Source organism: Pseudomonas eucalypticola (genome assembly GCF_013374995.1).
Lineage (GTDB): Bacteria > Pseudomonadota > Gammaproteobacteria > Pseudomonadales > Pseudomonadaceae > Aquipseudomonas > Aquipseudomonas eucalypticola.
Window position 1 is genome coordinate 6330994 of the sequence record NZ_CP056030.1, and the last position, 26196, is coordinate 6357189.

The 26196-nt window shown below is 60.3% G+C and carries 25 protein-coding genes and 1 pseudogene; 9 read left to right on the plus strand and 17 right to left on the minus strand.

The features are described from left to right. Positions 1 to 143: 143 nt before the first annotated feature. Complete coding sequence (locus HWQ56_RS28535) at positions 144 to 992, plus strand: Tim44 domain-containing protein (RefSeq protein ID WP_158152962.1); 849 nt, start codon at positions 144 to 146, stop codon at positions 990 to 992. A gap of 119 nt (positions 993 to 1111) precedes the next feature. Next, positions 1112 to 1519, plus strand: a complete 408-nt coding sequence (locus tag HWQ56_RS28540; RefSeq protein ID WP_158152963.1) for an SMI1/KNR4 family protein — start codon at positions 1112 to 1114, stop codon at positions 1517 to 1519. A gap of 39 nt (positions 1520 to 1558) precedes the next feature. Here the strand turns inward: HWQ56_RS28540 and HWQ56_RS28545 are convergent, their stop codons facing one another. Continuing rightward, on the minus strand, positions 1559 to 3316 hold the full coding sequence (locus HWQ56_RS28545) for a cation:proton antiporter (protein WP_176572296.1): 1758 nt from the start codon (positions 3314 to 3316) through the stop codon (positions 1559 to 1561). A gap of 219 nt (positions 3317 to 3535) precedes the next feature. On the opposite strand from HWQ56_RS28545, the gene HWQ56_RS28550 reads away from it, so the two are divergent. Then, positions 3536 to 4021 (plus strand): acyl-CoA thioesterase, encoded by a 486-nt coding sequence (locus tag HWQ56_RS28550; protein ID WP_158152965.1) that lies wholly within the window; start codon positions 3536 to 3538, stop codon positions 4019 to 4021. Here the strand turns inward: HWQ56_RS28550 and pdxY are convergent. Further along, positions 4018 to 4890, minus strand: a complete 873-nt coding sequence (gene pdxY / locus HWQ56_RS28555) for a pyridoxal kinase PdxY (RefSeq protein WP_158152966.1) — start codon at positions 4888 to 4890, stop codon at positions 4018 to 4020. The two genes, HWQ56_RS28550 and pdxY, sit on opposite strands and share 4 nt — an antisense overlap. 117 nt (positions 4891 to 5007) lie before the next feature. Between pdxY and HWQ56_RS28560 the strand changes: the two genes are divergently transcribed. Next, complete coding sequence (locus HWQ56_RS28560; RefSeq protein WP_176572297.1) at positions 5008 to 5397, plus strand: DUF3301 domain-containing protein; 390 nt, start codon at positions 5008 to 5010, stop codon at positions 5395 to 5397. Positions 5398 to 5498: 101 nt separating this feature from the next. On the opposite strand, the gene HWQ56_RS28565 is transcribed toward HWQ56_RS28560, so the two are convergent. Further along, the gene (locus HWQ56_RS28565; protein ID WP_176572298.1) at positions 5499 to 6464 is read right to left on the minus strand and encodes a CobW family GTP-binding protein; all 966 of its coding nucleotides are present in this window, start codon (positions 6462 to 6464) and stop codon (positions 5499 to 5501) included. A gap of 26 nt (positions 6465 to 6490) precedes the next feature. Between HWQ56_RS28565 and HWQ56_RS28570 the strand changes: the two genes are divergently transcribed. Beyond that, entirely contained in the window at positions 6491 to 6844 is a 354-nt protein-coding gene (locus HWQ56_RS28570) for an NADH:ubiquinone oxidoreductase (RefSeq protein WP_158152969.1), read from the plus strand. On the opposite strand, the gene zigA is transcribed toward HWQ56_RS28570, so the two are convergent. From zigA to HWQ56_RS28585, 3 genes are all read right to left on the minus strand, one after another. After that, positions 6845 to 8050 (minus strand): zinc metallochaperone GTPase ZigA, encoded by a 1206-nt coding sequence (gene zigA / locus HWQ56_RS28575; protein WP_176572299.1) that lies wholly within the window; start codon positions 8048 to 8050, stop codon positions 6845 to 6847. It abuts the gene before it with no gap. A 102-nt stretch (positions 8051 to 8152) separates the two neighbouring features. Further along, positions 8153 to 9397: an N-acetylmuramoyl-L-alanine amidase gene (locus HWQ56_RS28580; protein WP_158152971.1), complete on the minus strand. Its 1245-nt coding sequence runs from the start codon at positions 9395 to 9397 to the stop codon at positions 8153 to 8155. Positions 9398 to 9625: 228 nt separating this feature from the next. Continuing rightward, positions 9626 to 10153: a DUF3617 domain-containing protein gene (locus tag HWQ56_RS28585; RefSeq protein WP_158152972.1), complete on the minus strand. Its 528-nt coding sequence runs from the start codon at positions 10151 to 10153 to the stop codon at positions 9626 to 9628. Between the two features lie 148 nt (positions 10154 to 10301). On the opposite strand from HWQ56_RS28585, the gene cls reads away from it, so the two are divergent. After that, entirely contained in the window at positions 10302 to 11741 is a 1440-nt protein-coding gene (gene cls, locus HWQ56_RS28590) for a cardiolipin synthase (protein ID WP_158152973.1), read from the plus strand. Positions 11742 to 11760: 19 nt separating this feature from the next. On the opposite strand, the gene cfaB is transcribed toward cls, so the two are convergent. Next, positions 11761 to 12945 carry a C17 cyclopropane fatty acid synthase CfaB gene (gene cfaB, locus HWQ56_RS28595; RefSeq protein ID WP_176572300.1) on the minus strand — a complete coding sequence of 395 codons (1185 nt, stop codon included), beginning with the start codon at positions 12943 to 12945 and terminating at the stop codon, positions 11761 to 11763. Positions 12946 to 13213: 268 nt separating this feature from the next. On the opposite strand from cfaB, the gene HWQ56_RS28600 reads away from it, so the two are divergent. Next, positions 13214 to 13642, plus strand: coding sequence for a DUF2231 domain-containing protein (locus tag HWQ56_RS28600; protein WP_176572301.1), 429 nt, complete (start codon positions 13214 to 13216; stop codon positions 13640 to 13642). Then, on the plus strand, positions 13639 to 14931 hold the full coding sequence (locus HWQ56_RS28605) for a PQQ-dependent sugar dehydrogenase (protein ID WP_176572302.1): 1293 nt from the start codon (positions 13639 to 13641) through the stop codon (positions 14929 to 14931). The genes HWQ56_RS28600 and HWQ56_RS28605 overlap by 4 nt, the downstream gene beginning before the upstream one ends. 180 nt (positions 14932 to 15111) lie before the next feature. Here HWQ56_RS28605 and HWQ56_RS28610 read toward each other — a convergent pair whose 3' ends face one another. The 3 genes from HWQ56_RS28610 to HWQ56_RS28620 are packed head-to-tail and all read right to left on the minus strand — an operon-like array spanning position 15112 to position 16229. Next, entirely contained in the window at positions 15112 to 15321 is a 210-nt protein-coding gene (locus HWQ56_RS28610) for an HAD family hydrolase (RefSeq protein WP_176572303.1), read from the minus strand. Beyond that, a complete protein-coding gene (locus HWQ56_RS28615; RefSeq protein ID WP_176572304.1) occupies positions 15321 to 15938 on the minus strand; it encodes a LysE family translocator in 618 nt (205 codons plus the stop codon). The genes HWQ56_RS28610 and HWQ56_RS28615 overlap by 1 nt, the downstream gene beginning before the upstream one ends. 45 nt (positions 15939 to 15983) lie before the next feature. Further along, positions 15984 to 16229 (minus strand): 2OG-Fe dioxygenase family protein, encoded by a 246-nt coding sequence (locus HWQ56_RS28620; protein WP_425331924.1) that lies wholly within the window; start codon positions 16227 to 16229, stop codon positions 15984 to 15986. Positions 16230 to 16535: 306 nt separating this feature from the next. On the opposite strand from HWQ56_RS28620, the pseudogene HWQ56_RS28625 reads away from it, so the two are divergent. Next, positions 16536 to 17416: pseudogene (locus HWQ56_RS28625) on the plus strand (LysR substrate-binding domain-containing protein). Between the two features lie 186 nt (positions 17417 to 17602). Here HWQ56_RS28625 and glmS read toward each other — a convergent pair. From glmS to atpA, 7 genes are all read right to left on the minus strand, one after another. Continuing rightward, positions 17603 to 19438: a glutamine--fructose-6-phosphate transaminase (isomerizing) gene (glmS, locus tag HWQ56_RS28630; protein ID WP_176572305.1), complete on the minus strand. Its 1836-nt coding sequence runs from the start codon at positions 19436 to 19438 to the stop codon at positions 17603 to 17605. An 11-nt stretch (positions 19439 to 19449) separates the two neighbouring features. Then, complete coding sequence (locus tag HWQ56_RS28635) at positions 19450 to 20217, minus strand: DeoR/GlpR family DNA-binding transcription regulator (RefSeq protein ID WP_158152980.1); 768 nt, start codon at positions 20215 to 20217, stop codon at positions 19450 to 19452. Between the two features lie 166 nt (positions 20218 to 20383). Continuing rightward, positions 20384 to 21751 (minus strand): bifunctional UDP-N-acetylglucosamine diphosphorylase/glucosamine-1-phosphate N-acetyltransferase GlmU, encoded by a 1368-nt coding sequence (gene glmU, locus HWQ56_RS28640; RefSeq protein WP_176572306.1) that lies wholly within the window; start codon positions 21749 to 21751, stop codon positions 20384 to 20386. A gap of 113 nt (positions 21752 to 21864) precedes the next feature. Beyond that, the gene (locus tag HWQ56_RS28645) at positions 21865 to 22290 is read right to left on the minus strand and encodes a F0F1 ATP synthase subunit epsilon (RefSeq protein WP_158152982.1); all 426 of its coding nucleotides are present in this window, start codon (positions 22288 to 22290) and stop codon (positions 21865 to 21867) included. A gap of 44 nt (positions 22291 to 22334) precedes the next feature. Beyond that, entirely contained in the window at positions 22335 to 23711 is a 1377-nt protein-coding gene (gene atpD, locus HWQ56_RS28650; RefSeq protein WP_158152983.1) for a F0F1 ATP synthase subunit beta, read from the minus strand. Positions 23712 to 23738: 27 nt separating this feature from the next. Beyond that, on the minus strand, positions 23739 to 24599 hold the full coding sequence (gene atpG, locus HWQ56_RS28655) for a F0F1 ATP synthase subunit gamma (RefSeq protein WP_158152984.1): 861 nt from the start codon (positions 24597 to 24599) through the stop codon (positions 23739 to 23741). 50 nt (positions 24600 to 24649) lie between these two features. Next, positions 24650 to 26194, minus strand: coding sequence for a F0F1 ATP synthase subunit alpha (atpA, locus tag HWQ56_RS28660; protein WP_158152985.1), 1545 nt, complete (start codon positions 26192 to 26194; stop codon positions 24650 to 24652). Positions 26195 to 26196 lie beyond the last annotated feature (2 nt).

Below are 26196 nucleotides of genomic sequence, written 5' to 3' on the forward strand. Positions count from 1 at the left end.
CCGCTACCGCCATGGCAGGACCCTGCCTGGTATCACGCGTGATTTGTTTCGCTCGGTAAAAGCCCGAAACATTATGTCACTGGCCATGACCTGCCCATCTGTGCAACATGGCAGCAGTGCAATCCACACACGAGAATTTCCCTATGCAACGTTTCCTCAGCATCGCGCTCGCGCTTTGCATTGGCCTGACCATGAGCATCGACGCTCATGCCAAGCGTTTCGGCGGTGGCAAGTCGTTCGGTAATGCACCGACCCACCAGTCCGTCACCCCTTCCCCTTCCGGCGCCGCGGGCGCGGGTGCTGCCGCCGCTGCTGGCCGTGCAGCACCTGCCGCCGGTGGTGCCTCGCGCTGGCTCGGCCCATTGGCGGGTATCGCCGCTGGTGGCCTGCTGGCGTCCATGTTCATGGGCGGCGGCTTCCAGGGCCTGCAGTTCTTCGACATCCTGATCATGGCGGTCATTGCCTTCGTCATTTTCCGCTTCATCGCGGCGCGTCGACGCAAGCAGCAGGAGCACCTGGCCCCGGCCGGCGCGCCCTTCCAGCGTGAAGCCTTCGAGCAACCGGCCCAGCCCATCTTCGGCAGCTCCGGCGGCCAACCTGTACGCCCGGTCATCAATGCCCCGGCCTGGTTCAACCAGGAGAACTTCCTGGCCGCCGCGCGCAGCCACTTCGAGGCCCTGCAGCAGCACTGGGACGCCAACGAGATGGACAAGATCGCCGAGTTCGTGACCCCGCAGATGCTGCAGTTCCTGCGTCAGGAGCGCGCAAGCCTGGGTGACGGCTTCCAGTCGACCTTCATCGACAACCTGCAGGTGCAGCTCGATGGCGTGGACGACCGTGCCGACAAGACCATCGCCACCCTCACCTTCAGTGGCGTGTCGAAGAACTCGCGTTTCGACCAGGGCGAAGTGTTCAGCGAGAGCTGGAACATGGAACGTGCCCAGGGCGACAACCAGCCTTGGCTGATTGCCGGGATTCGCCAGAACGGCTGATCCAGAGGTATTGCACAGAGAGACCCCGGCCCAGGCCGGGGTTTTTCATTTTTAACATTGCGAAAATATCCAGCTAATGTATAAACCGCACCGCGCAATTCGTTGAGAGGATATACACCGTGGAAGAAGTGATCGAACAACTCCGGGAAGCCAATGAACCGGTACCCGTTCCACTCGAGTTGCCCGATGAGGACCAACTGGTCGAGGTTGAGGAACAACTGTTCATCAATATCCCGTTCGTCTTCAAGGAGTTCCTGCTGACCGTCAGCGATGTGGTCTACGGCAGCCTGGAGCCGGTGACCGTCACCGACCCGCAGTCGCACACCTATCTGCCGGAAGTGGCGGCCAACGCCTGGGATTCGGGCGTGCCCCGCGACCTGATCCCGATCTGCCAGGACGGCGAGGACTTCTATTGTGTCGAAGAAGACGGCACCGTGGTGCTGTGGTCCGGCGAAGAAGAACTGGTTACCGAAGAGAGCTGGGAATCGGTGTGGCATTGGGCACGAGACGTCTGGCTGGAAAGCTGAAGCTTCGCAGCGCAACCCGGCAGGTGCAGGCAGGGCAGCTCAGTGGCTGTCCTGATTGCTCCCCAGGGTTTCCAGCAGGGCCACCTGCATGCGCGTGTGCACGCGGATGAACCAGCGCCACAGCACCGCGGCGACCGCCGCCGCCACCAGCCCGACCAGTATCAACAATTCACTGGTGGGCAGGATGCTGGCTGACAGGGCGGCCAGCAGCAGGAAGATCACCAGCAGCGACACCAGCGGAATTACCTCAGCCACCACCTTTCGTACCCGCGCGGTATGGCGGCCCGCCATCTCCGGTTTTACGCCCATTTCCGCCAGCAGCATCGACAGCGCCTTGAGCTTGCGATACGCAGCTATCAGGAACGCCAGCGAAAGCAGCAACGCCGCCCCCCAGATCAGCGCGTTGTGCCACCTGGGGTCGCTGACCCACTGCCCCATGTAGCGCGCGATGGGACCGGCGAAATAGCCAGCGCTGAAGAAAATAGCCATCACCAACGCCAGGTTGACGCCTACCTGCAACAAAATGCGGCGGATCATCGACGCCAACAACGCCCCCTGCCCTTGTGGCTGGATACTGCGCAACCACTCACCATACAGCCCGAATACCCGGCCGACGCGCTGGGGCACCCAGCCCGCCAGTTTCGCCGACAACGGGTCCGCTGCCCGAATCAGGTACGGTGTGGACAAGGTGGTGAGCGCCGATACTGCCACCGCAACCGGGTAGAGAAAGTCGCTGGTGACCTGCAGGGTCATGCCCAGCGCGGCAATGATGAAAGAAAACTCGCCGATCTGTGACAGGCCCATGCCAACCCGCAGCGAGGTACGACCATCGTTGCCGGCAATGAACGCGCCCAGCCCGCAGGACACCATCTTGCCCAGCACCACCGCCACGGTGATGACCGCGATGGGCCAGGCATAGGCAACCAGAATGGCAGGGTCGATCATCAACCCGATCGCCACAAAGAAAATGGCGCTGAACATGTCGCGAATCGGTTCAATCAGCCGCTCTATCTTCAGCAATTGCCGCGACTCGGCCATGATCGCACCGATCAGGAACGCCCCCAGCACCATGCTGTATTCCAGCTTCACCACCAGCAAGCAGAAACCGAAACACAAACCCAGCACCGTGATCAGCAGCATCTCGTTGCTTTCAAAGCGCGCGACATACGCCAGTACCCGCGGCACCAGCAAGATGCCCACCACCAAGGCGACGATCATGAACAACGTCAGCTTGCCAACGGTGGAAAATACCTCCCCCGAGCTGACCGAGCCGCTGACGGCGATGCCCGACAACAGCGCGATGATACCGATGCCAAGAATGTCCTCGACGATCAATACACCGAAAATCAGTTGGGCAAAACGCTGGTTTTTCATCTTCAGGTCGTTGAGTGCCTTGACGATGATGGTGGTCGAGGAGATCGCCAGGATCGCGCCCAGAAACAGCGAGTCCATCGTGCTCCAGCCGAACCACCGGCCAATCTCGTAGCCGATCCAGATCATCAGGACGATTTCCAGGAAGGCGGCGATGAACGCAGTGGCCCCTACCTTGAACAGCTTGCGCAGGCTGAATTCCAGGCCCAGGCAGAACATCAGGAATATCACCCCGAGTTCGGCAAGGGTCTTGATGGTGTCTTCATCGTGAATCAGGCTGAAGGGTGGGGTATGCGGGCCTATGAGGAAGCCGGCGACGATATAGCCGAGCACCACCGGTTGGCGCAAACGGTGGAAAATCACCGTGACCACACCGGCTATCAGCATGATCACGGCCAGGTCCTGAATGAAACTGATGGCATGCATGGGTCCGGCTCCTGTTCACGGTGTAACATCTCAAGGGCTGAGGTTAACACCGCGAAACAGTCGCAAAGGCCGATGCAACAAGTGGAAACAGATCCGTCGCCAGCCAAGGCTGTGACGCACGGGCCATGGCCAACGTCCCGAAAGAGATAGGACATGCCAGCGGGCAAGCGCCAGCATAGGTGCGCCCCTCAACTACCGCTACATAACCGTGAGTGCACTATGGAACCCGGAAACGCCCAGTTGTCGATGACTGTTCTGATGACCCCGGACATGGCCAACTTTTCTGGCAATGTGCATGGCGGCACCTTGCTCAAGTACCTCGACGAAGTGGCCTACGCCTGCGCCAGCCGTTATGCCGGCCGCTACGTGGTGACCCTGTCGGTGGACCAGGTGATATTCCGCGAACCTATTCATGTAGGTGAGCTGGTGACCTTCCTGGCGTCGGTCAACTACACCGGCAACACCTCGATGGAAGTGGGCATCAAGGTGGTCACCGAGAACATCCGTGAACGCTCCGTGCGCCACACCAATAGCTGCTTCTTCACCATGGTAGCGGTCGACGACCAGCGCAAGCCGGCCCAGGTACCCCGCCTCGAACCCCAGACCAGCGAAGACAAGCGCCGTTTCGTGCAGGCACAGCAGCGCCGCCAGATCCGTCAGGAACTGGAACAGCGCTACCGCGACATCAAGGACGACGGTATTTAAAACGCCAGGCGCTGGGCCTCGAAACGCAGCCGCGGGTGCACGATACGGTCCTGGGCACGCACTAGCTCCAGCTCATAGCTGGCGCAAGCCTGGGTTTCCAGCAACACCTCGTGCACCGCGGCCGCCGCGAACTCGAAGGCGGCTACCTGGGTGTCGCCCAGCAGCAGGCGAGCCAGGAACAGCCCCGACGTCAGGTCGCCCACACCCACCGGTTGGCGCGGGAACGCCAGCAACGGGCGGCGCAGGTGCCAACTGCCGTCGGCGGTCACCAGCAGCATTTCAAAATCCTGGGCGGCCTTGCCGGGGTAGGCCAGGTGCTTCACCAATACCGCCTTGGGGCCACGCGCCAGCAACGAGCGCGCCATCGCCACGCAGTCTTCCAGAGACTCTGCGGTGCGGCCATGAAAGGTATTGAGCTCCAACTGGTTGGGGCATAGCAGGTCCGCCAGGCTGGCTGCCTCATCCAGCAGAAAGTCACTGACCTCCGCCGGCACGCTGCAGCCCTTCTCCGGGTGGCCCATGACAGGGTCACACAGGTACAGCGCATGGGGGTTGGCCGCCTTGACCCGGCGCACCACCTCAAGGATTGCCCGCCCCTGGGCCGCGCTGCCCAGGTAGCCACTGAGCACCGCATCGCAGTTGCCCAGCTCACCAATCGTCGCAATCCCTTCCACCAACGCGGGAATTTGCGCTGGCGCCAACACTTCTCCCGCCCACTGGCCATACTGAGTGTGGTTGGAGAACTGCACTGTGTTCAAAGGCCAGACGTTGACCCCTACCCGTTGCATGGGGAACACGGCGGCGCCGTTACCGGCATGGCCAAACACGACGTGCGACTGAATGGCGAGCAGGTGTGGAGTACGTTTCATGCAGATATCCCGCAACTGTTACTGATTTTCGAGGGGCGCAGTATGGCGCTAAATACCGTCTGTACGACAGACTGAAGTCGCAGTTAAGCTGGGCCTACTTAGTTGGAGCATTCCTCGATGTTTACCCTCGGAAATCTGTTGGTGCTGATGGTACTGGGCACCGGTGCTGCCTGGCTGTGGCACAACCATGGCCTGCGCGAGCGGGCACTGGAGCGGGTCAAGCAGCACTGCGCCAAGCTGGATCTGGAATTGCTGGATGAGAACGTGGCGTTCAAGCGCTTCGGCTTTGTACGCGATGCCAATGGTCGCCGCCGCTTCGCCCGGGTCTACACCTTCGAATTCACCGTGACGGGCGAGCAGCGCCACCCCGGCACCATCACCCAGTTCGGCGGGCACGCCGTGCAGATTGAACTGGCGCCCTACCCGTTCGAAATCAAGACCCATCCCAGCGCCGAGGTGATCGAAATGAGCCAGTGGCGCGAAGAGCACAAGCGCTGGCGTCCCTGAGTCTGGCCAGGGCTGCCCGGGCTCCGCGGCAGCGAGACAGGCGGGGTGTGCATGGGTAGATCGCGTGTACTGCTGACGCGGCCAGGTCCGCTGCTACGCGTTCACCCGTTGGTCAGACATTCGCGCAGGCCCTGTTCCAACATCCGCCGGTCCTGCGGGCGGGTGAAGATCAACTCCAACCTCGAATCCTTTCGCCACTCGGTGGGTTGCCACTCCGGCATAACGTTATCCACAGCGTTGAACGACTCCCAGTTATCCCCAAGACGGACAATTCCCTTGGCTCTACGCCAATCCATTGTGGATAACCACGCCTTCAGCTTTTCCGGTTCGAAAATCCGCTCTGCATGCCATCGCCAACCGATGCTCCAGCCTTCCTGCTGGTTATGCACAGAGATTACGGGGCGAAACGGATCTATCCACAGGTCGGTGGGCGCACCCGGGCCGTTCGGAATACTATCCACACCCACGAAAATACGAGATTCTGCCTGGTGTTCCAAATATGAAACACTCAAAAACCCTTCGTTTGTAAAAATAGTTTTAATATCAACGACTTGTGATTTTATCCACAACCGCTTTTCCACAGGCACTTCGTTGGCTTTATTGATCACCACGAGCCCAGCTTCCCGCAATGCTTCGCGTTGAACATCTGCCAGGACTTGTCCACAGGCGAGGGCCTTGGCGTCCAAGACCATGATCAAAGGCTGCACCGCCAACACCCCACGCCAAGGTGCCTGCCGTAACTGCGTCAGCAATTGCAGCGGGTGGCCCAGACCGGAGGGTTCGATGAATAGCCGGTGCGGGCGCGACTTGCGCAGCAGCCTCCCCAGCCCTACCTGAAACGGCGCGCCGTTCACGCAACACAGGCAGCCCCCCGCCACCTCCGCCAGTGCGATACCATCTTCACCGGTGCTCAACAACGCGGCATCCAGGCCTATCTGGCCAAACTCGTTGATCAGCACCGCCCAGCGCTCGTGGGCAGGCCGTTGTGCCATCAACTGGCGGATCAGACTGGTCTTGCCAGCCCCCAGCGGCCCGGCGATGACATAGGTCGGTATATTCTCGAGCATCGGTATTTTCTTGAGTGGAGGTAGGAATGCGTTTTTGGGGTGTGCTGGTGCTGACCCTCGCCAGCAGTCAGGCCTGGGCCCAGGCCTGCGTTGTTCACAGCCATGCCGAGCGGCTGGATGTGAAGGTCTGCCAAGAGAACCGCAACATGCCTCAGAAGCTGTTCCACGACGGCTTCTGTGAGCCCAACCTGCCGGGCCAGAAGGTCGACGTGGCATTCGTCGACCAATGCCCGGCGGGTGCCTTTGGGGTGTGCAGCAACGCCCATGTGGACAATATGCCTTATCGTCAGGATATCCACTATTACGGCGTGGCTACCGACGCTGCCTACCTCCAGCCCTTTTGCGAGCAACGCAGCCAAGGCACCTGGCTGAAGCCCTGATCAGGCCGCGTCCTCGTGCCAGGGGCCGAAGGGGTCCGGCAATTGTTGCCATTCATCCACCCCCAGAGCCATCTCGGCGTCGGTCAGCAGGCAACCGTCCAACTCAGCGGCAAGACGGGCGAAATCCACACGCTGACCAATGAACACCAACTCCTGGCGGCAATCACCGCAATCGGCCTGCCAGTGCGCCATGATCGAGGCGGTGCCTTCGGCATCTTGAGGCCAATGGGCCTGGGGCACGAACCGCCACCACCGCCCGGCGAAACCGTGACGCACCAGGCCACCGGCCTGTGACCAGCTACCCGCTTCCTGAGGCTTGCTGGCCAACCAGAAGAAGCCCTTGGAGCGCAGCAACTTGCCGTTGGCCCAGGGCGCGTTGAGCCAGTCGTAAAAGCGCTGGGGGTGAAACGGGCGACGGGCCCGGTAGGCACCCGATGTGATTCCGTATTCGTCGCTTTCGGGCACGTGCTCGCCGCGCAATTCGCGCAGCCAGCCGGGCGCCTGGGCCGCGCGCTCGAAATCGAACAGCCCGGTATCGAGGATACGGCCCAAGGGCACCTGGCCCATGACCATCGGCATGACCTGGGCCTCCGGGTTCAAGCGCTTGAGGATCTGCGTGAGTTCCTCGCGCTGGCTGCTGGCGATGAGGTCGATCTTGCTGATGAGAATGACGTCAGCGAATTCCACCTGCTCGATCAGCAGGTCAGTGATGGCCCGTTCATCCTCCTCACCCAACGTTTCGCCGCGGCTGGCCAGGCTCTCGGCAGCCTCATAATCACGCAGGAAGTTCACCCCGTCGACGACGGTGACCATGGTGTCGAGGCGCGCCAGGTCTGCCAGGCTGCGCCCGTGTTCATCACGGAAGGTAAACGTCTCAGCCACGGGCAGGGGTTCGGAGATACCCGTGGACTCGATCAGCAGGTAATCGAACCGGCCCTCATCGGCCAGCCGTGCAACCTCTTCGAGCAGGTCTTCGCGCAAGGTGCAGCAGATGCAGCCATTGCTCATTTCCACCAATTTTTCTTCGGCACGGTTGAGGCTGACATCACGCTGCACTGCGGTGCCGTCGATGTTGATTTCGCTCATGTCATTGACGATGACCGCGACGCGCAGGTTCTCGCGATTGCGCAGCACGTGGTTGAGCAACGTGCTTTTGCCGGCACCCAGAAAACCTGAGAGCACGGTCACGGGAAGGCGATGGGGCATGTTCTGTTCCTCCAGGGCGGCCTGGTCTTGTGGAATGAACTGCCAGGCTATCCCGCAATGTTATAGTATAACATTGCGGGATAGCCAATACCGATTGTCTCTTCAGGCGGTTTGCTGAGCTTTCTGCTCCTGGCGCCAGGCTACATAGGAGCCACTGGGAGGATTCTTCGAGAAGTACGTGTTGATGCCGTCGAACAAACGGTCGGCCACGGCCTGCTGATGCCGCGCAGTCACCAGGCGCTGGGCATCACTGGCGTTGGAGATGAACCCCGTCTCCACCAGGATGGAAGGCACGTCGGGAGACTTCAGTACCGCGAAGCCAGCCTGCTCCACGCGCTTCTGGTGCAGCGTAGTGATGTCGGCCAGGCTCCCGAGCACGGTATGGCCCAGTTGGAGGCTGGCAGCGATGGTGGCATTCATGGACATGTCGATGATGACGTTAGCCAGCATGGGGTCCTTGTCCTTGAGGTTGAGCAGGCTGGCAGCACCCAGCAGATCAGCGCCGTTCTCGCGTTCAGCCATCATGCGTGCAGTGGCGGACGTGGCACCGTTCTCCGACAGCGCGAACACCGAGGCGCCGGATGCCGTAAGCCGCGGCGCGGCGTCGGCGTGCACCGAAATGAACATGTCGGCGTTACGCTGATGAGCGAACTCCACGCGCTTGCGCAGTGGTACGTAGAAGTCATCATTGCGCACCAGGTGCACGGTATAGCCTTTCTCGCGTTTCAAGCGGCGCGCCAAGAGCTGGGCGATGGACAACACCACATCTTTCTCTCGCTCGCCTTTGCCCCCTATGGCGCCGGGATCCTTGCCGCCATGGCCGGGGTCGACCACAACAACGATGTCGCGCTTGGGATGGAAGTTGCTGGCACTGGGCCTCTCAGGTTGAACCGGCTCGACGGCCTCGGGCTTTGGGGTGCTGGCGATAACGGCGGGTACGGCTGCGTAGCCAGGTTGCATCAGGTCCAAGACCAGCCGATGCCCCTGGCCGGCCTGCGGGCCCAGCAGGAAGGCAGTGGTCTGCATGGGTGCCTTGAGGTCGAACACGATGCGGGTGTCGCCATGGCCAAACGGGCCAGAACGAATGGCCCGCACGCTGGTGCCCGCCAGGTTCAAATGAGTGAAGTCACCGCTGAGTTGTGCGCCAGCTACATCGACGATCAACCGGTCGGGCGCCTCCAGGGTGAAGGTCTTGAATTGCACCGGGCCACTCAAATCGAACACGACCCTGAGCTTGTCACTGCTACGCCACAATCGCGCATCGCGCACCAGCGCCGCGGAGGCACCAAATGGCAGGGCCAGCGTAGTGCTGGCCAGGATCAGGTTGAGCAGTTGGCGTCTGTGCATGGCGAATCCGGCAAGGGTTCATCGAAGGAATGACAATGATCGCATCGTTATAATGTAACATGCGGATTGTCGCCAAAGATGAAATAGCGCAGGCGCAGGGTCCGCATCGTGCGCGACTCTAAACCGGGCCTCTCGTCCAGATTGTGAAACTTTCTACATATTGAATATTGGGTGTTCCACGTGGAACGCCAGCCGATGGCGCTCCCGTGGCATGGGTGCTCGTAGTGTTCAACTGCGTGGCCGCACACTCCCACAATCGTTGCCCAGCCAGACGGCCCGAGTTTCCATACTACCTTTCTGCTGGGTACCGGTGGCATTGAAGGTACCGCTGACCTTGGTCAGAAACTCCCGTTGGCTGAGGAACGTGGCCTGGCCAGTGCCCTGGGCTTTCGGGCAGCTGAATCGGAAGTTCCACACGTTGCCTTGGCGCGAGGTGATCTGCTGAGTGCAACCCGATTGCGGGTCTTGCAACGGAATGTCGTTGCTCTGCACCTGGGCCTGAGTCAGGCAGCTGCGGATGCCCTTGCCCCCTACCGTGATCCCCTGCTTGGCCATCGCCTGTTCGACCATGGCTTTCTGTTCAGGCGCCAGCATCTGCATTTGCCCCAGCATCACGTTGAGGTCCGGCAGCGCATTACCGTCGACCTGCATGTTGCTAGTGGTCAGTTCCCACAAGCCCGGTTGGAGCATCTGCGCCTGCGCAAAGGGCGCTGTAAGACAAAGGGCCAATGCCACAGCCGGCAAACGAATATTCATGGGTAGCTCCTGGGAATGGTTCCAGTCTTGGCTGGATGATGTTACTTGGACGCTGAAACACTCGGGGCGTTGCAAGCAGAATTATTTCGAGACAAGCAGAGGTTAACGTGGTCTGTTAGACACAACGCATTCGGGAGCAACGCCGCGCATGGATTATCACAGCCCCTGGTTTTTTGGCTACCTGTTTGGCCTGGTTCACCTGGTCGGAATCATCGCCGCCGTCCATGCGGTGCTAACGGTTCGTACAGCGCAAGGCTCCATTGCCTGGGCCCTGTCACTGGTGTTCGTACCTTACCTTACCCTTCTCCCCTACCTGGTGTTTGGCCGCAGCACGTTCGACGCCTACATTGAGGCCCGGCGCCAGGCCAACCGGGAAATGCATACGGCCATCGCCGACCTGGACTGGCGCCCATGGGTGGAAGAAGCGCTGACGGCGCGCAACTCCAGCTCCTATGATTCACTGCGGGCGATGCCGAAACTTGGACGCATGCCCTGCCTGGCCAACAATCAGGTCAGCCTGCTGGTCAATGGCAAGGCAACCTTCGATGCCATCTTCGACGCCATTCGCCAGGCGCGCGAGGTGGTGCTGGTGCAGTTCTTCATCATTCATGACGACCACATAGGCCGAGAGCTGCAAGCCCTGCTGTTGAAGAAGGCAGCGGAAGGCGTGAAGATCTATGTGCTGTACGACAGCGTGGGTAGCCACGCGCTTCCCCGTGAATACGGCGACACCTTGCGCAAGGCCGGCGTCAAAGCGCGCGCGTTCGCTACTCGCAGTGGTTGGCTCAACCGCTTCCAGGTCAACTTTCGCAACCACCGCAAGATCGTAGTGGTCGACGGCCTGGTCGGCTTCATCGGCGGCCATAACGTCGGCGACGAATACCTGGGTGGCAACCCCAAGCTCTCGCCCTGGCGCGACACCCATGTGCGCATCACTGGCCCGGTCGTGGCCTGCCTGCAGGAATCCTTTGCTGAAGACTGGTTCTGGGCTTCACGCAAATTGCCTCCTTTGATCCTGCCCGAAACCTACGCCGACAACGGCGTGCTTTGCCAGGTGCTCGCCAGCGGCCCGGCAGATGCCCAGGAAACCTGCTCGCTATTTTTCGTGGAAGCTATTCATGCAGCTACGGAAAGGGTGTGGATCACTACCCCCTATTACATTCCCGATGAGGCCGTGTTCGCCGCCTTGCGCCTGGCAGTCCTGCGTGGGGTGGATGTGCGCATCCTGCTGCCGTCGCGGCCAGACCATAAAGTGGTGTATGCCGCGTCCAGCCTGTTTGCCTTCGAGGCAGTGCGAGCCGGCGTACGGATGTTCCGCTATGGGCCGGGGTTCCTGCATCAAAAGGTCGTGCTGGTGGATAGCGAGATCAGCGCCATAGGCAGCGCCAACATGGACAACCGCTCGTTCCGGCTGAACTTTGAAATCATGCTGCTCACGGTGGACAAAGCGTTCGCCAGCCAGGTGCAGGAAATGCTCGAGGCCGATTTTGCGTTGTCGCGCGAGATCACGGTAGAGGACAGCCGGCGCACGCACCGGCTACAGAAGCTGGGCATGCGCATCGCCAGGTTGATCTCACCCATCCTGTAGATGCGCCGCCTGCGCAGGACTAGCGGTACAGATCCTCACGGGTCCATGGCAAACCATGGCTACCGTCTGAGTAGGTTTTCACCGACAGGATCTGATGGATGTTGATCCAGCCCTGGGCGAAAGCGTAGGAGCATCCGGCCAGGTAAAGCCGCCAGATCCGCAGCGCTTGGTCGGGCACCATGGCAGCGGCTTTTTCCAGGTTCGCCTCCAGGCGTTTGCTCCAGAAGTCCAGGGTCTTGGCATAGTGCAGCCGCAGGCTTTCGACGTCGACCACTTCAAAACCTGCCTCGCTGATGCGAGCCGACATCATCGCCATGTGCGGCAACTCCCCATGGGGAAATACATAGCGCTCGATGAAGTCTCCTGCCCCACGCCCTACCGGTCGACCGTCCGTATGCTTGGCGGTAATGCCGTGGTTCATCACCAGGCCACCTTCACGCACGGCACCGAACAGCTTTTCGCAATACACCTGCAGGTTAGCGTGGCCGACATGCTCGAACATACCGACGCTCACCACTTTGTCGAAGCGGCCATCCTGAGGCAGGTCGCGGTAATCGAGAAGCTGCAATTCCACCAGATGCTCCAGCCCCTCGGCCTTCACGCGCTCGCGAGCGAGCTTGAGTTGCTCCTTGCTCAACGTGATACCGAATACCCTGGCGCCGTACTCCCGAGCGGCGTAGCGAGCCAACCCTCCCCAACCGCAGCCGACGTCCAGGAGGTAATCACCGGCTTGCAGCCGAAGCTTGCGACACAGGTGCTCGAACTTGGCGTGCTGGGCTTGCTCCAGTGTCTCGGTGCCGGTCTGAAAATAGGCGCAGGAATAAGCCATGTCCTGGTCGAGCCACAGCTGGTAGAACTCGTTGGACAGGTCGTAGTGATAGGAAATGGCGGCGGCGTCGGTGTCCTTGTCGTGCACCGTTCGAATGGGTTGGTCGCCTTCGTCATCATCGACCAGCGCCTGGCTGAGCTCGTCGCATACCCGGATTACCTCACCGATCGAACCTTCCATTTCCAGCTTGCCCTCGACGAAGGCGGTACCCAGCAGGTCGAGACTCGGATGGGTGAATTGCGTCACCAGCTGTGGGTCTTTCACCACGATGGTAACGCTGGGCTCGGGGCCCAGGTTGAACTCATGACCATCCCAGAGTCTCAGGCGCAACGGTAGCTGAAGATTCTGTAAGGCCGGTGGTAATTGCGCGAGCATGTGGTAACCCCCTAGTTCAGACTTCTCTGAGATTAGGGTAGTCCAGAATTTGGCGGTGTCATGGGGTGCAATACTATGGTCTTAGACCATGGTGCGGATTTTTGTGGGATTTCTTCCGTTACACATTGTTTCCATGCGAACGGTTTGCGCTGCATGGCTGGGGCTCGGCAAGCGCTTTGAACTTTCCTGCCAGCCGCAGGATCGGTTCCTAGGCGCAGTTTGAGCGTCAGCGCCCTGCTCGGGGCCGCTGAACGATAAAGGAGCCATCATGACCGCTACCGCTCGCCTCCCCTATCCCACCACGCCGGGCCCGCTGCACGCCACGGTGCTGGCGGGGACCGTTCCCCTGTTTCTGGGCGCACTCATCAGTGACATCGCCTACTTCCAGACCTACCAGAGTCAGTGGAGCAACTTCGCCGCCTGGCTGCTGGCGGGCGCCGAGCTGTTCTGCGGCCTGGCGTTGCTGTTTGCCCTGGTCAACCTGGTGCGCGCGAACCCCAGGCGCGGCCGGCCCGTCCTGTACTTCCTGTTGCTGTTGGTGACGTGGGCCCTTGGCCTGGTCAACTCGTTCCAGCACGCCAAGGATGCCTGGGCCGTCATGCCTTCGGGCCTGGTGCTGTCAGTCATCACCGCCCCGCTGGCTTGCATCGCCACTTGGGTAGGACTCACCAATCTGCGCACCGGGGGTGTTCAATGAGACCTTCACACGCACTGACTGCCCTGAGCATGGCCTTGCTGCTGAGCGCCTGTAATGGCGAAGGCGACAGCACCCAGGCCCACGGCCCCGACCCGAAATTGCCAACACCGGAACGCGGCCTGCTGCCCACGATGAAAATTGCCGAACCCGCGGCATGGGGCAGTGAAAAGCCATCGGTACCCGAAGGCTACACGATCAATGCGATCGCCACGGATTTGAAGATCCCGCGCCAGACACTGGTGCTGCCAAACGGCGATATCCTGGTGGCCGAAGGCAAAGGTGGCACAGAAGCAGCGCTCAAACCCAAGGACGTGATCGCGAGTCTGGTAAAAGCCCGGGGTACCACCCCGGTCAAAGGCGGCAACCGCCTGACCCTGCTGCGCGACGCCGATGGGGATGGTACCTATGAGGTCAAAACCGTCTTTGCCGACAACCTCAATGCGCCCTACGGCCTGGCCTATGGCAATGGCCATGTGTACGTCGCCAACCAGGACAGCCTGGTGCGCTTCGACTACACCGACGGCCAGACCAAGGCCAGCGGCCCCCCCACGAAAATTACCGACCTGCCCGGGCAGATCAACCACCACTGGACCAAATCTCTGGCCATCAGCCCTGATGGGCGTTTCCTGTACGTCGGTATCGGTTCGAACAGCAACATCACCGAACGCGGCATGGAAGTGGAAATCGACCGCGCCAGGGTATGGGAAGTGGATGCGCAAACCGGTGCCCACCGCGCCTACGCGACGGGCCTGCGTAACCCCACTGCGCTCAGAATTCAGCCTGGCACGGGCAAACTGTGGGCGGTGGCCAATGAGCGCGACGAGCTGGGCCCGGATCTGGTGCCTGATTACCTGACATCCGTGAAAGACGGCGCCTTTTACGGCTGGCCCTACAGCTATTGGGGCCAGAACGTCGATACCCGCGCCCAGCCGCAAGACCCCGCCAAGGTCGCGGCGGCGATCAAGCCCGACTACAGCCTGGGTTCACACGTGGCGGCGCTGGGCGTGGATTTCTCCCAGGCGTCCATGGGCGAAAAATTCGCCCAAGGTGCATTCGTGGGCGAGCACGGCAGCTGGAACCGCGAGAATCCAGTCGGCTACAAGGTAGTGTTCGTACCGTTCAGCAACGGGCAGCCCTCGGGCGAACCCGTTGACTTCGCCACCGGGTTTAGGGGTGCGGATGGGAAAACCAGGGGCCGGCCTGTGGGCGTGACGGTGGACCCCAAGGGGGCACTGATTATCGCCGATGATTTGTCGAATACGGTTTGGCGGGTGACGCGGAGGAAGTGAGCATGTGGGCTGACGGGGCCGAGGCAAGCTAGCCCCGTATCGCTAGGGCCTGTATGAAACGTATTCCAGCGAAGGCCTGTTTTCAATGCAGCATGGCCGGGTTGGGATGCATTTCGTACAGAGCCTGGTCAGGCTCAAAGGGGCGGCCTACCAGGCTGCTTAGACCCCTGGCAGCGATGATCAGTGCAGGATCCGTTGGACATCCCTCAAAGTAATTCCATGCTCGCGCAGCAGCGTGATGCGCTGGCCCATGAGTGCATCATAGTCAGGGATCTCTCTGGTTGTAGCGAACAACTCCCTAATGCCGGTACGTCCCGCAATCGCAGGCCACAGCTCAGGCACCAGTACGCGTTCCAGGTCGATACAGGCCAGTTTGCTAAAGCTGCTCATCAGCGTCCCATCCCAGGCAGCACCAGGCTCAAGCCTAGTCCGATCAGAATGGTGCCGATCACTTTGTCGACTATATGCTGCCTGTCCAGCATGCGTTGACGCAGGGCCTCGGCTGAAAAGAACAGGGCAACGAAGCTGAACCAGAGCCAGTGCGAGAACGACATGAACAGTCCATAAGCGAAGTTGATCGCCAGGCTGTTGCTGACTTGCACAACTTGGCTATAGGTAGCCACGACGAACAGCATGGTTTTCGGGTTTAGCGCATTGGTCAAAAAGCCCATGGCGAAAGCCTTGCCAGCGGAGGGGCGCGGACCGGTGGCGGTGCCCAGTTGCAGGGATGACTTGCTGGTCAGTGACTTCCAGCCCAGATAGATCAAGTAACCCGCGCCGAGGGCTTTCATGGCCATGAACAGCATTGGCGAATGGGTAATGACTAAAGCGATACCGAGCACGGTATAGAACACATGCACCTGCACGCCGCAGGCAATGCCGAAAGCAGCCGTGAGCCCGATGCTACGCCCATAGGCGTAACTATTACGGGTGACCATCGCGAAGTCAGGACCTGGGCTGATCACCGCGAGGATAGTGATCGCGGCTACGGCTATTAATTCGTTCATCCGAGGACTCCATGCGGCATGGGCTAGCCATGCCGCTATAGCGGATCAGCGTTTGCTGAAAGTAATGACTAGCACATCCCGGTAAGCGGGTTGCAGTGGGTCGAGCTGGATGATCGGGGTAACCCCATGCAGAGTCTGCTCATCGTTGACGATGGCCACCTCCATCGCCTCGGAGAGGGTGTACCGGCTCAAGGGGCGTTTGTGGCGGTCGCATATGCTGATTTCGCCATTAACCACGTTGACCCGATTGACCATCATCATGAATACGAAGTTGAGACCGTCGCGGTGCACGCCTTCCGGGGTAGGCGAAGCCGCCAGCTGCGAGGCATTAGCAGGCTCGCGATCTTGCGTGAGGACACCAGGGTAAAATCCCTTTGCGCTACGATTTCACACAGATTTTGAATGCTGTACTGGCGGGCAAAACAAACCTCCTGTTGCTGGACCTGTGTGGTGGCACGTTCCATCAAGTTCATTGCTTCCTCCTCCCTGTTGGTCAAACTTGCACATGAGATGCAGTCAGGGACGAAGCATGGCAATTTGCCGGCTTGATGAAAAACGATTTATATTCCCCTTTATCTGTGAGAATTCATCGCGCATATGAAGCTACCCGCTCTGACCTCCTTCCATTTCTTTACTGTCGCAGCGCAAACCCAGAGCTTTGTTCAAGCCGCACGCTTACTGCATGTCACCCATGGTGCGGTTAGCCGCCAGGTGAGGCAGTTGGAGGAAGCAATCGGCGTCGAACTGTTCGAGCGCCGCAATCGGGCAATTTTCCTGAACAGCGCTGGCAGGCAACTTTTCAACGTCACTCGGCCTTTCTTCGAACAGCTCGAAGGAACGCTTTACCAGTTGCAGCGGGATGCGCGCGAAGAAGTACTGGTCGTGTCTTGTGAACCGACCATCGCGATGAAATGGCTGATACCCCGTCTGCCCGATTTTCAAGCATCACACCCGAACCTGCAGTTGCAACTGCTGGCTGCCGGTGGGCCTATCGACTTTGCCCGTTCAGGCGCAGACGTGGCGCTACGTCGGGACGACTTCTACTGGGATGAGTCGATTCACTGCGAAACGATTTGTGAAGAATGGATCGGTCCGGTGTGCATTCCGGCTTTGTGGCCAGAGGGCCAGAAGTTAGATGATATGCCGCTTCTACGCAGTACGACTCGCCCACTGGCTTGGAACAACTGGATGCGGCTGGCGGATGTCGCGGCGCCGGGGGCGATAAGAGTGGAATACGAGCATTTCTATCTCTGCATACAAGCAGCGGCTGCAGGGTTGGGCGTGGGCATGGCGTCCTTGCTCATGGTCCAGGATGAGCTGAAGTCGAGGCAGCTTATAGCTCCATTCGGCTTCACGCGGGATGGCTCCAGGTATTGCTTACTGTCGCCCGCCCGTTCGATGAGAGTTCCAAATGCAGGTTATTCCTTAAATGGATCACCAAGCAGATGGCAGACACCATTAAATGGTCAGGCGATTAATGCTAGCCAGCGACCGGTGCGCTTCGTTTGTTTACCTGCGCAGGCAGGCTAAGTGGCGCTGGCCAGTATCAGCACGGTAGCCGGTAGCCGGTAGCCGGGGCTGACACCCTCGGCCACCTGCGACAGCTTTAGTTCCCGTGCGGCAGACTTAATTCCCAAAATCTAGGCACCTACCCGATAACCCCTTTATTCCACAGTCACCGACTTCGCCAGATTGCGCGGCTGATCAACGTCCGTACCTTTCAGCACCGCGACGTAGTACGACAGCAACTGCAACGGAATCGTGTACAGGATCGGTGCCAACGCATCGACGATGTGCGGCATCGCCACCACATGGGTTCCCGGGCCATCGCGGAACTCGGCCTGGGCGTCGGCGAAGACGATCAACTCGCCGCCGCGGGCGCGCACTTCCTGCAGGTTGGACTTGAGCTTCTCCAGCAGCTCGTTGTTCGGCGCCACGGTCACTACCGGCATGTCCTTGTCGACCAGCGCCAGCGGGCCGTGCTTGAGCTCACCTGCCGGATACGCTTCGGCGTGGATGTAGGAAATCTCCTTGAGCTTCAGCGCGCCTTCCATCGCTACCGGGAACTGGGCACCGCGGCCAAGGAACAGCGTGTGGTGTTTTTCGGCAAATAGCTGGGCAACCTTTTCCACCGTGCCATCCATGGCCAGGGCTTCACCCAGGCGAGTGGGCAGGCGGCGGAGTTCTTCCACCAGCTCGGCTTCGACACCCGCTTCCAGCGTACCCTTCACCTGCCCCAGGGACAGGGTCAGCAACATCAGGGCTACCAGTTGCGTGGTGAACGCCTTGGTGGAGGCAACGCCGATCTCAGGGCCTGCTTGGGTCAGCAGGGTCAGGTCCGACTCACGCACCAGCGAACTGATGCCGACGTTGCAGATGGCCAGGCTGCCGAGGAAGCCCAGCTCCTTGGCGTTACGCAGGGCGGCCAGGGTATCGGCGGTTTCGCCGGACTGGGAAATGGACACGAACAGGGTGTCAGGCTGCACCACGACACGGCGGTAACGGAACTCGCTGGCCACCTCCACCTGGCAGGGAATACCCGCCAGGCTTTCCAGCCAGTAACGGGCGACCATCCCGGCGTGGTAGCTGGTACCACAGGCGACGATCTGCACGTTGCGCACCTTGGCGAACAATTCGGCGGCCTGAGGGCCGAAAGCCTGTACCAGCACTTGCTCCTGGCCCAGGCGGCCTTCCAGAGTGCGTTGCACCACCCGTGGCTGCTCGTGAATCTCCTTGAGCATGAAGTGACGGAATTCACCCTTGTCCGCCGCTTCGGCACCTTCGTGGTATTGCACGCTCTCGCGCTGCACCGGCTGGCCGTCGCTGTTCCAGATGCTCACCTTTTCCCGGGTGATCTGCGCGATATCGCCCTCTTCAAGGTACATGAAGCGGTCAGTGACCTGGCGCAGGGCCAACTGGTCGGAGGCCAGGAAGTTCTCACCCAGGCCCAGGCCGATTACCAGCGGGCTGCCACTGCGGGCGGCCACCAGGCGGTCGGGCTGCGCTTGATGAATGGCCGCCAGGCCATACGCGCCATGCAGTTCCTTGACGGTTGCCTTGAGCGCATCGACCAGGTCGGGCAGGGTCTTAAGGTGGTGGTGCAGCAAGTGGGCGATGACTTCGGTATCGGTATCGGAGGCGAAGGCGTAGCCCATGCCTTTCAAGCGCTCACGCAGCACTTCATGGTTTTCGATAATGCCGTTGTGCACGACGGCCACGGTATCGCTGGAGAAGTGGGGGTGGGCGTTGCGCTCGGTGGGTGCACCATGGGTGGCCCAGCGGGTATGGGCGATACCCAACTGCCCTACCAGCGGGTCACTCGCCAGGGCTGCTTCCAGCTCGCTGACCTTGCCCACGCGGCGGCGGCGCTGCACGCCATCGGTGTTGGTGTACACGGCCACGCCGGCGCTGTCATAGCCACGGTACTCCAGGCGCTTGAGGCCTTCGAGCAGGATGGCGGTGATGTTACGTTCGGCGATGGCGCCTACGATTCCACACATGAGTTGTTCTCCTAGCTGGCGGCGGCGCAGATAAGGTTGATACCGCGGGCCTGAATCTGGTCGCGTGCCGTCTGCGGCAGGCGATCATCGGTAATGAGGGTGTGTACACTGCTCCAGGGCAGTTCCAGGTTGGGAATCTTGCGGCCTACCTTGTCGGACTCGACCATCACGATCACTTCGCGGGCCACTTCTGCCATTACCCGGCTCAAGCCGAGCAGTTCATTGAAGGTGGTGGTGCCTCGCGCCAGGTCGATGCCATCGGCACCGATGAACAGCTGATCGAAGTCGTACGAACGCAGCACCTGTTCGGCGACCTGGCCCTGAAAGGACTCGGAATGCGGGTCCCAGGTGCCGCCGGTCATCAACAGCACGGGCTCGTGCTCCAACTCACTGAGGGCGTTGGCCACATGCAACGAATTGGTCATTACCACCAACCCGGGCTGATGAGCCAGTTCGGGGATCATCGCGGCGGTGGTGCTGCCGCTGTCGATGATGATGCGGGCGTGCTCGCGAATCTTTCCCACGGCCGCGCGCGCAATGGCCTGCTTGTGGATAGAAACGCTTCGCGCCTGCTCGGCGATCATTTCCTGAGGCACGGGGATCGCGCCGCCGTAACGACGCAACAACAGCCCATTGCTTTCCAAGGCAGCCAAATCCTTGCGAATGGTGACTTCGGAAGTTTCGAAGCGACGAGCCAGCGCGTCGACACTCACCTCGCCCTGTTCATTGAGCAGGGCAAGAATGTTGTGACGGCGCTGGGGAGTGTTGCGTTTCGACATGGCGGCTTTTAAGTTTCGATCCGAAAGATAACGGAAGTAATCAAAACCTATCGCCGAGTTTTCGTCAAGTGAACTGTGATCCGGGTGACGACAGGCGCTTGAATCAACTTATCCACAACGACGTAGCCGCAGCCTGGCGGCAGCGGCTACGGTGTGTTTGGATATCTCAAGACTTCCTGATTTTCTCAGGGCGCTTCCAGCCGTCGATGTTGCGCTGGCGGGCACGGCCCACAGCCAGCTGGCCTGCGGGCACTTCCTGAGTAATGGTCGAGCCTGCGGCAGTCGTGGCCCCGGCCTGGATATCCACAGGCGCCACCAACGAGTTGTTGGAGCCGATGAACACGTCCTCACCCATCACCGTGCGCCACTTGTTGGCGCCATCGTAGTTGCAGGTGATGGTGCCGGCGCCGATGTTGGTGCGTGCACCAATGTCGGCGTCGCCCAGATAGGCCAGGTGGCCCGCCTTGGCGTCTTCGTGCATGTGGGTATTTTTCAGTTCCACGAAGTTACCCACATGGGCACGCGCGTCCATCACAGTACCCGGGCGCAAGCGCGCGAACGGACCCGCATCGCTGCCCTCGCCCATTACCGCGCCGTCCAGGTGGGTGTTGGCCTTCAGCACCACGCCTTGGCGCAAGGTGCTGTCCTTGATGTAACAGTTCGGGCCGATGACCACGTCGTCCTCGATCACTACCTTGCCTTCCAGGATCACGTTGACGTCGATCAGCACGTCACGACCGACAGTGACCTCACCGCGTACGTCGAAGCGTGCCGGGTCGCGCAGGGTGACACCCTGGGCCATCAGGCGGCGGCCTTCGCGCAATTGATAGTGGCGCTCCAGCTCGGCCAGTTGCCGACGGTCATTGGCACCCTGCACTTCCATGGCATCGAGAGGCTGTTCGGTGGCAACCACCAGGCCATCGCTGACCGCCATGGCGATGACGTCGGTCAGGTAGTACTCGCCCTGGGCGTTGTGGTTGGACAGGCGCCCCAGCCATTCGGCCAGGCGCTTGCCCGGTACGGCGAGAATGCCGGTGTTGCCTTCGTTGATGGCGCGCTGCGCTTGGCTGGCATCCTTGTGCTCAACGATGGCACTGACATTCCCCGCCCCATCGCGAACGATGCGCCCATAGCCGGTAGGGTCGGCCAGATTGACGGTCAGCAGGCCCAGTTGCTCTGGGGTAACCAGTGCAAGCAGACGCTTGAGGGTGTCGACCTCGATCAGCGGCACGTCGCCGTAGAGGATCAACACGGTTTCAGCCGTCAGGGCAGGCAGCGCCTGGGCCACGGCGTGGCCGGTGCCCAATTGCTGGTCCTGCAGGACGAAATTGAGGTCGGGGGCGGCCAGGCGTTCGCGCACCAGATCGGCACCGTGGCCGATCACTACATGAATACCGTTGGGCGCCAGTTGCCGGGCGCTGTGGATAACATGGCCGAGCATGGAGTTGCCCGCTACCGGGTGCAGAACCTTGGGAATGGCCGAGCGCATGCGCGTGCCCTGGCCTGCAGCAAGAATGACGATATCGAGGGACATTGACTGGCTACCAATGCGAAGCGGTCGGCAACGGCGACCGAAGAATGAAAAGCGGAAAAAAGAAAAAGGGTAGCCGAGGCTACCCTTTTACTCAATCGCACAGAGGCTGCGGCTTATTTGCCGAACTTCTTGCGGATCTGCTGAACGGTGCGCAGCTGGGCTGCGGCCTCGGCCAGACGTGCGGCAGCAGCGCCGTAGTCGAAGTCGGCGCCTTGCTCGTTCAGGGCCTTCTCAGCAGCCTTGACGGCTTCCTGAGCGGAGGCTTCGTCCAGGTCGGCAGCACGCTGCACGGTGTCGGCAAGAACCTTGACCATGTTCGGCTGAACCTCGAGGAAACCACCGGAGATGTAGAACACCTCCTCTTCCCCACCCTGCTTGATCAAGCGGATCGGACCTGGCTTCAGATTAGTGAGCAACGGTGCGTGGCCCAGGGCAACGCCCAGGTCACCCAGTTCACCGTGTGCAATCACCATCTCGACCAGGCCGGAGAAGATTTCCCCTTCCGCGCTGACGATATCGCAATGGACTGTCATAGCCATCTGCTTGCCTCAACCTGATTAGCGCCCGTTGCCGGGCGCCGGGATTACAGTTTCTTGGCTTTCTCGATCGCTTCTTCGATGCCGCCGACCATGTAGAACGCTTGTTCTGGCAGGTGGTCGTAGTCACCGTTGAGGATGCCTTTGAAGCCAGCAATGGTGTCTTTCAGGGAAACGTATTTACCTGGGGCACCGGTGAAGACTTCAGCCACGAAGAACGGCTGCGACAGGAAGCGCTGAATCTTACGAGCGCGGGTTACCAACTGCTTGTCGGATTCCGACAGCTCGTCCATACCCAGGATCGCGATGATGTCTTTCAGCTCTTTGTAACGCTGCAGCACGTACTGAACGCCACGAGCGGTGTCGTAGTGATCCTGGCCAATGACCAGTGGGTCCAGCTGGCGCGAAGTCGAGTCCAGTGGATCGACCGCTGGGTAGATACCCAGGGAGGCGATGTCACGGGACAGTACGACGGTGGCGTCCAAGTGGGCGAACGTGGTGGCTGGCGACGGGTCGGTCAGGTCGTCCGCAGGTACGTATACGGCTTGTACCGAGGTGATCGAACCGGACTTGGTCGAAGTGATGCGCTCTTGCAGAGTACCCATCTCTTCAGCCAGGGTCGGCTGGTAACCCACGGCCGACGGCATACGGCCCAGCAGTGCCGACACTTCGGTACCGGCCAGGGTGTAACGGTAGATGTTGTCGACGAACAGCAGAACGTCGTTACCTTCGTCACGGAACTTCTCAGCCATGGTCAGGCCGGTCAGCGCTACGCGCAGACGGTTGCCTGGTGGCTCGTTCATTTGACCGTAGACCAGGGCAACTTTGTCCAGAACGTTGGAGTCCTTCATCTCGTGATAGAAGTCGTTACCTTCACGAGTACGCTCACCCACACCGGCGAACACGGAGTAACCGCTGTGTTCCATCGCGATGTTACGGATCAGTTCCATCATGTTTACGGTCTTGCCTACACCGGCACCACCGAACAGACCGACTTTACCGCCTTTGGCGAACGGGCAGACCAGGTCGATAACCTTGATGCCGGTTTCCAGCAGGTCGTTGCCGCCCGCTTGTTCAGCGAACGAAGGAGCCGGCTGGTGGATACCACGGCGCTCTTCTTCACCGATCGGGCCGGCTTCGTCGATTGGGTTGCCCAGCACGTCCATGATACGGCCCAGGGTCGCTTTACCGACCGGTACCGAGATAGGAGCGCCGGAGTCGACCACGTCCAGGCCGCGTTTCAGGCCTTCGGTGGAACCCATTGCAATGGTACGAACCACGCCGTCGCCCAGCTGCTGCTGAACTTCCAGAGTGGTTGGCGCGCCTTGAACACTCAGCGCGTTGTAGATGCTCGGTACGCTGTCACGTGGGAATTCCACGTCGATGACGGCGCCGATGATTTGAACGATACGTCCGCTACTCATAGCAGGATCCTCTGAATATTTGAACCGTTAAACCGCGGCAGCGCCGCCGACGATTTCCGAGATCTCTTGGGTGATCGCAGCCTGACGCGCCTTGTTGTAGACCAGCTGCAATTCGCTGATCAGGTCGCCGGCGTTGTCGGTGGCGTTTTTCATCGCGATCATCCGCGCAGCCTGCTCGGCCGCGTTGTTCTCGACCACCGCCTGGTAGACCTGCGACTCCACGTACCGAACCATCAGGCCGTCCAGCAGCTCCTTGGCGTCGGGTTCGTAGAGGTAGTCCCAGTGGTGCTTGAGTTCTTGATCCGGGGTTGCGACCAACGGAACCAATTGCTCGACCGTTGGCTTTTGCGTCATGGTATTCACGAACTTGTTGGACACCACGGACAGGCGATCAATACGGCCATCCAGGTAGGCATCCAGCATCACCTTGACGCTGCCGATCAGATCATTGATCGATGGCTCTTCGCCCAGGTGGCTGATCGCTGCAACGACGTTGCCGCCGAAGTTGCGGAAGAATGCCGCACCCTTGGCGCCGACCACGCACAGATCGATCTCGACGCCGCGCTCGCGGTTTACCGCCATGTCCTTGACCAGGGCCTTGAACAGGTTGGTATTCAAGCCGCCGCACAGACCACGGTCACTGCTCACCACGACGTAACCGACGCGCTTTACTTCGCGGTCGATCATGAACGGGTGGCGGTATTCCGGGTTGGCGTTGGCCAGATGTCCAATCACCTGGCGGATATGCTCCGCGTAGGGACGGCTGGCTGCCATGCGCATTTGAGCCTTGCGCATTTTGCTGACCGCCACTTTTTCCATGGCGCTGGTAATTTTTTGCGTGCTTTTGATGCTCGCAATCTTACTGCGAATCTCTTTTGCGCCTGCCATGTAACACCTATCAGGTTAGCAAGCGGGAGCCTCGCGGCTCCCGCTGCGGCTTACCAGGTTTGGGTGGCCTTGAACTTCTCGATACCGGCTTTGATGCCAGCGTCGATTTCGTCATTGAAGTCACCCTTCACGTTGATCTTCGCCATCAAATCGGCGTGATCGCGGTTGAAGTAAGCAATCAGGGCCTGCTCGAAGCTACCGATCTTGGCGATTTCGACGTCAGTCAGGAAACCACGCTCAGCGGCGTACAGCGACAGCGCCATGTCCGCGATGGACATAGGAGCGTATTGCTTCTGCTTCATCAGCTCGGTAACGCGCTGACCGTGCTCCAGTTGCTTGCGGGTGGCTTCGTCCAGGTCAGAGGCGAACTGGGCGAATGCAGCCAGTTCACGGTACTGAGCCAGAGCGGTACGGATGCCACCGGACAGCTTCTTGATGATCTTGGTCTGAGCGGCACCACCCACACGGGATACCGAAACACCGGCGTTCACTGCAGGGCGGATGCCCGAGTTGAACATGGCCGATTCCAGGAAGATCTGACCGTCGGTGATGGAAATCACGTTGGTCGGAACGAAGGCGGAAACGTCGCCAGCCTGGGTTTCGATGATCGGCAGTGCGGTCAGGGAACCGGTCTTGCCAGTCACTGCACCGTTGGTGAACTTCTCGACGTACTCTTCGGAAACGCGCGATGCACGCTCCAGCAGACGGGAGTGGAGATAGAACACGTCACCTGGGTAGGCTTCACGGCCTGGTGGACGGCGCAGCAGCAGGGAGATCTGGCGGTAAGCCACAGCCTGCTTGGACAGATCGTCATAAACGATCAGCGCGTCTTCACCGCGGTCGCGGAAGAATTCACCCATGGTGCAACCGGAGTACGGTGCCAGGTATTGCAGGGCAGCCGATTCCGAGGCACTGGCGGCAACAACGATGGTGTTGGCCAGAGCGCCGTTCTCTTCCAGCTTGCGCACGATGTTGGCAATGGTCGATTGCTTCTGACCGATTGCAACGTACACGCAGAAGATGCCGCTGTTTTTCTGGTTGATGATCGCGTCGATCGCCATGGCGGTCTTGCCGATCTGGCGGTCACCGATGATCAGCTCACGCTGGCCACGGCCGACAGGGATCATGGCGTCAACCGACTTGTAGCCAGTCTGTACAGGCTGGTCTACCGACTTACGCCAGATCACGCCCGGTGCAACTTTCTCGACCGCGTCGGTCTCGGTGTTGCCCAGTGGACCTTTGCCGTCAACAGGGTTGCCCAGTGCGTCGACGACGCGACCCAGCAGTTCCTTGCCAACCGGAACCTGCAGGACGCGGCCAGTGCACTTGGCGCTCATGCCTTCGGCCAGGGACTGGTAGGAACCGAGAATAACGGCACCTACGGAGTCCTGCTCCAGGTTGAGGGCCATGCCGAAGACGCCGCCCGGAAACTCGATCATCTCGCCGTACATGACGTCGGCCAGACCGTGAATCCGCACGATACCGTCAGATACGCTGACGACAGTGCCTTCGTTACGGGCTTGGGAGGTCACATCGAGCTTGTCGATGCGGCCCTTGATAATTTCACTTATTTCGGAAGGATTGAGTTGCTGCATTG

Bases quoted from the DNA above. Each gene is read 5' to 3' on its own strand.
- HWQ56_RS28535 (WP_158152962.1), top strand. From the start codon at position 144: ATGCAACGTTTCCTCAGCATCGCGCTCGCGCTTTGCATTGGCCTGACC.
- HWQ56_RS28545 (WP_176572296.1), bottom strand. From the start codon at position 3,316: ATGCATGCCATCAGTTTCATTCAGGACCTGGCCGTGATCATGCTGATA.
- HWQ56_RS28550 (WP_158152965.1), top strand. From the start codon at position 3,536: ATGGAACCCGGAAACGCCCAGTTGTCGATGACTGTTCTGATGACCCCG.
- pdxY (WP_158152966.1), bottom strand. From the start codon at position 4,890: ATGAAACGTACTCCACACCTGCTCGCCATTCAGTCGCACGTCGTGTTT.
- HWQ56_RS28560 (WP_176572297.1), top strand. From the start codon at position 5,008: ATGTTTACCCTCGGAAATCTGTTGGTGCTGATGGTACTGGGCACCGGT.
- HWQ56_RS28565 (WP_176572298.1), bottom strand. From the start codon at position 6,464: ATGCTCGAGAATATACCGACCTATGTCATCGCCGGGCCGCTGGGGGCT.
- HWQ56_RS28570 (WP_158152969.1), top strand. From the start codon at position 6,491: ATGCGTTTTTGGGGTGTGCTGGTGCTGACCCTCGCCAGCAGTCAGGCC.
- zigA (WP_176572299.1), bottom strand. From the start codon at position 8,050: ATGCCCCATCGCCTTCCCGTGACCGTGCTCTCAGGTTTTCTGGGTGCC.
- HWQ56_RS28580 (WP_158152971.1), bottom strand. From the start codon at position 9,397: ATGCACAGACGCCAACTGCTCAACCTGATCCTGGCCAGCACTACGCTG.
- HWQ56_RS28585 (WP_158152972.1), bottom strand. From the start codon at position 10,153: ATGAATATTCGTTTGCCGGCTGTGGCATTGGCCCTTTGTCTTACAGCG.
- cls (WP_158152973.1), top strand. From the start codon at position 10,302: ATGGATTATCACAGCCCCTGGTTTTTTGGCTACCTGTTTGGCCTGGTT.
- cfaB (WP_176572300.1), bottom strand. From the start codon at position 12,945: ATGCTCGCGCAATTACCACCGGCCTTACAGAATCTTCAGCTACCGTTG.
- HWQ56_RS28600 (WP_176572301.1), top strand. From the start codon at position 13,214: ATGACCGCTACCGCTCGCCTCCCCTATCCCACCACGCCGGGCCCGCTG.
- HWQ56_RS28605 (WP_176572302.1), top strand. From the start codon at position 13,639: ATGAGACCTTCACACGCACTGACTGCCCTGAGCATGGCCTTGCTGCTG.
- HWQ56_RS28610 (WP_176572303.1), bottom strand. From the start codon at position 15,321: ATGAGCAGCTTTAGCAAACTGGCCTGTATCGACCTGGAACGCGTACTG.
- HWQ56_RS28615 (WP_176572304.1), bottom strand. From the start codon at position 15,938: ATGAACGAATTAATAGCCGTAGCCGCGATCACTATCCTCGCGGTGATC.
- glmS (WP_176572305.1), bottom strand. From the start codon at position 19,438: ATGTGTGGAATCGTAGGCGCCATCGCCGAACGTAACATCACCGCCATC.
- HWQ56_RS28635 (WP_158152980.1), bottom strand. From the start codon at position 20,217: ATGTCGAAACGCAACACTCCCCAGCGCCGTCACAACATTCTTGCCCTG.
- glmU (WP_176572306.1), bottom strand. From the start codon at position 21,751: ATGTCCCTCGATATCGTCATTCTTGCTGCAGGCCAGGGCACGCGCATG.
- HWQ56_RS28645 (WP_158152982.1), bottom strand. From the start codon at position 22,290: ATGGCTATGACAGTCCATTGCGATATCGTCAGCGCGGAAGGGGAAATC.
- atpD (WP_158152983.1), bottom strand. From the start codon at position 23,711: ATGAGTAGCGGACGTATCGTTCAAATCATCGGCGCCGTCATCGACGTG.
- atpG (WP_158152984.1), bottom strand. From the start codon at position 24,599: ATGGCAGGCGCAAAAGAGATTCGCAGTAAGATTGCGAGCATCAAAAGC.
- atpA (WP_158152985.1), bottom strand. From the start codon at position 26,194: ATGCAGCAACTCAATCCTTCCGAAATAAGTGAAATTATCAAGGGCCGC.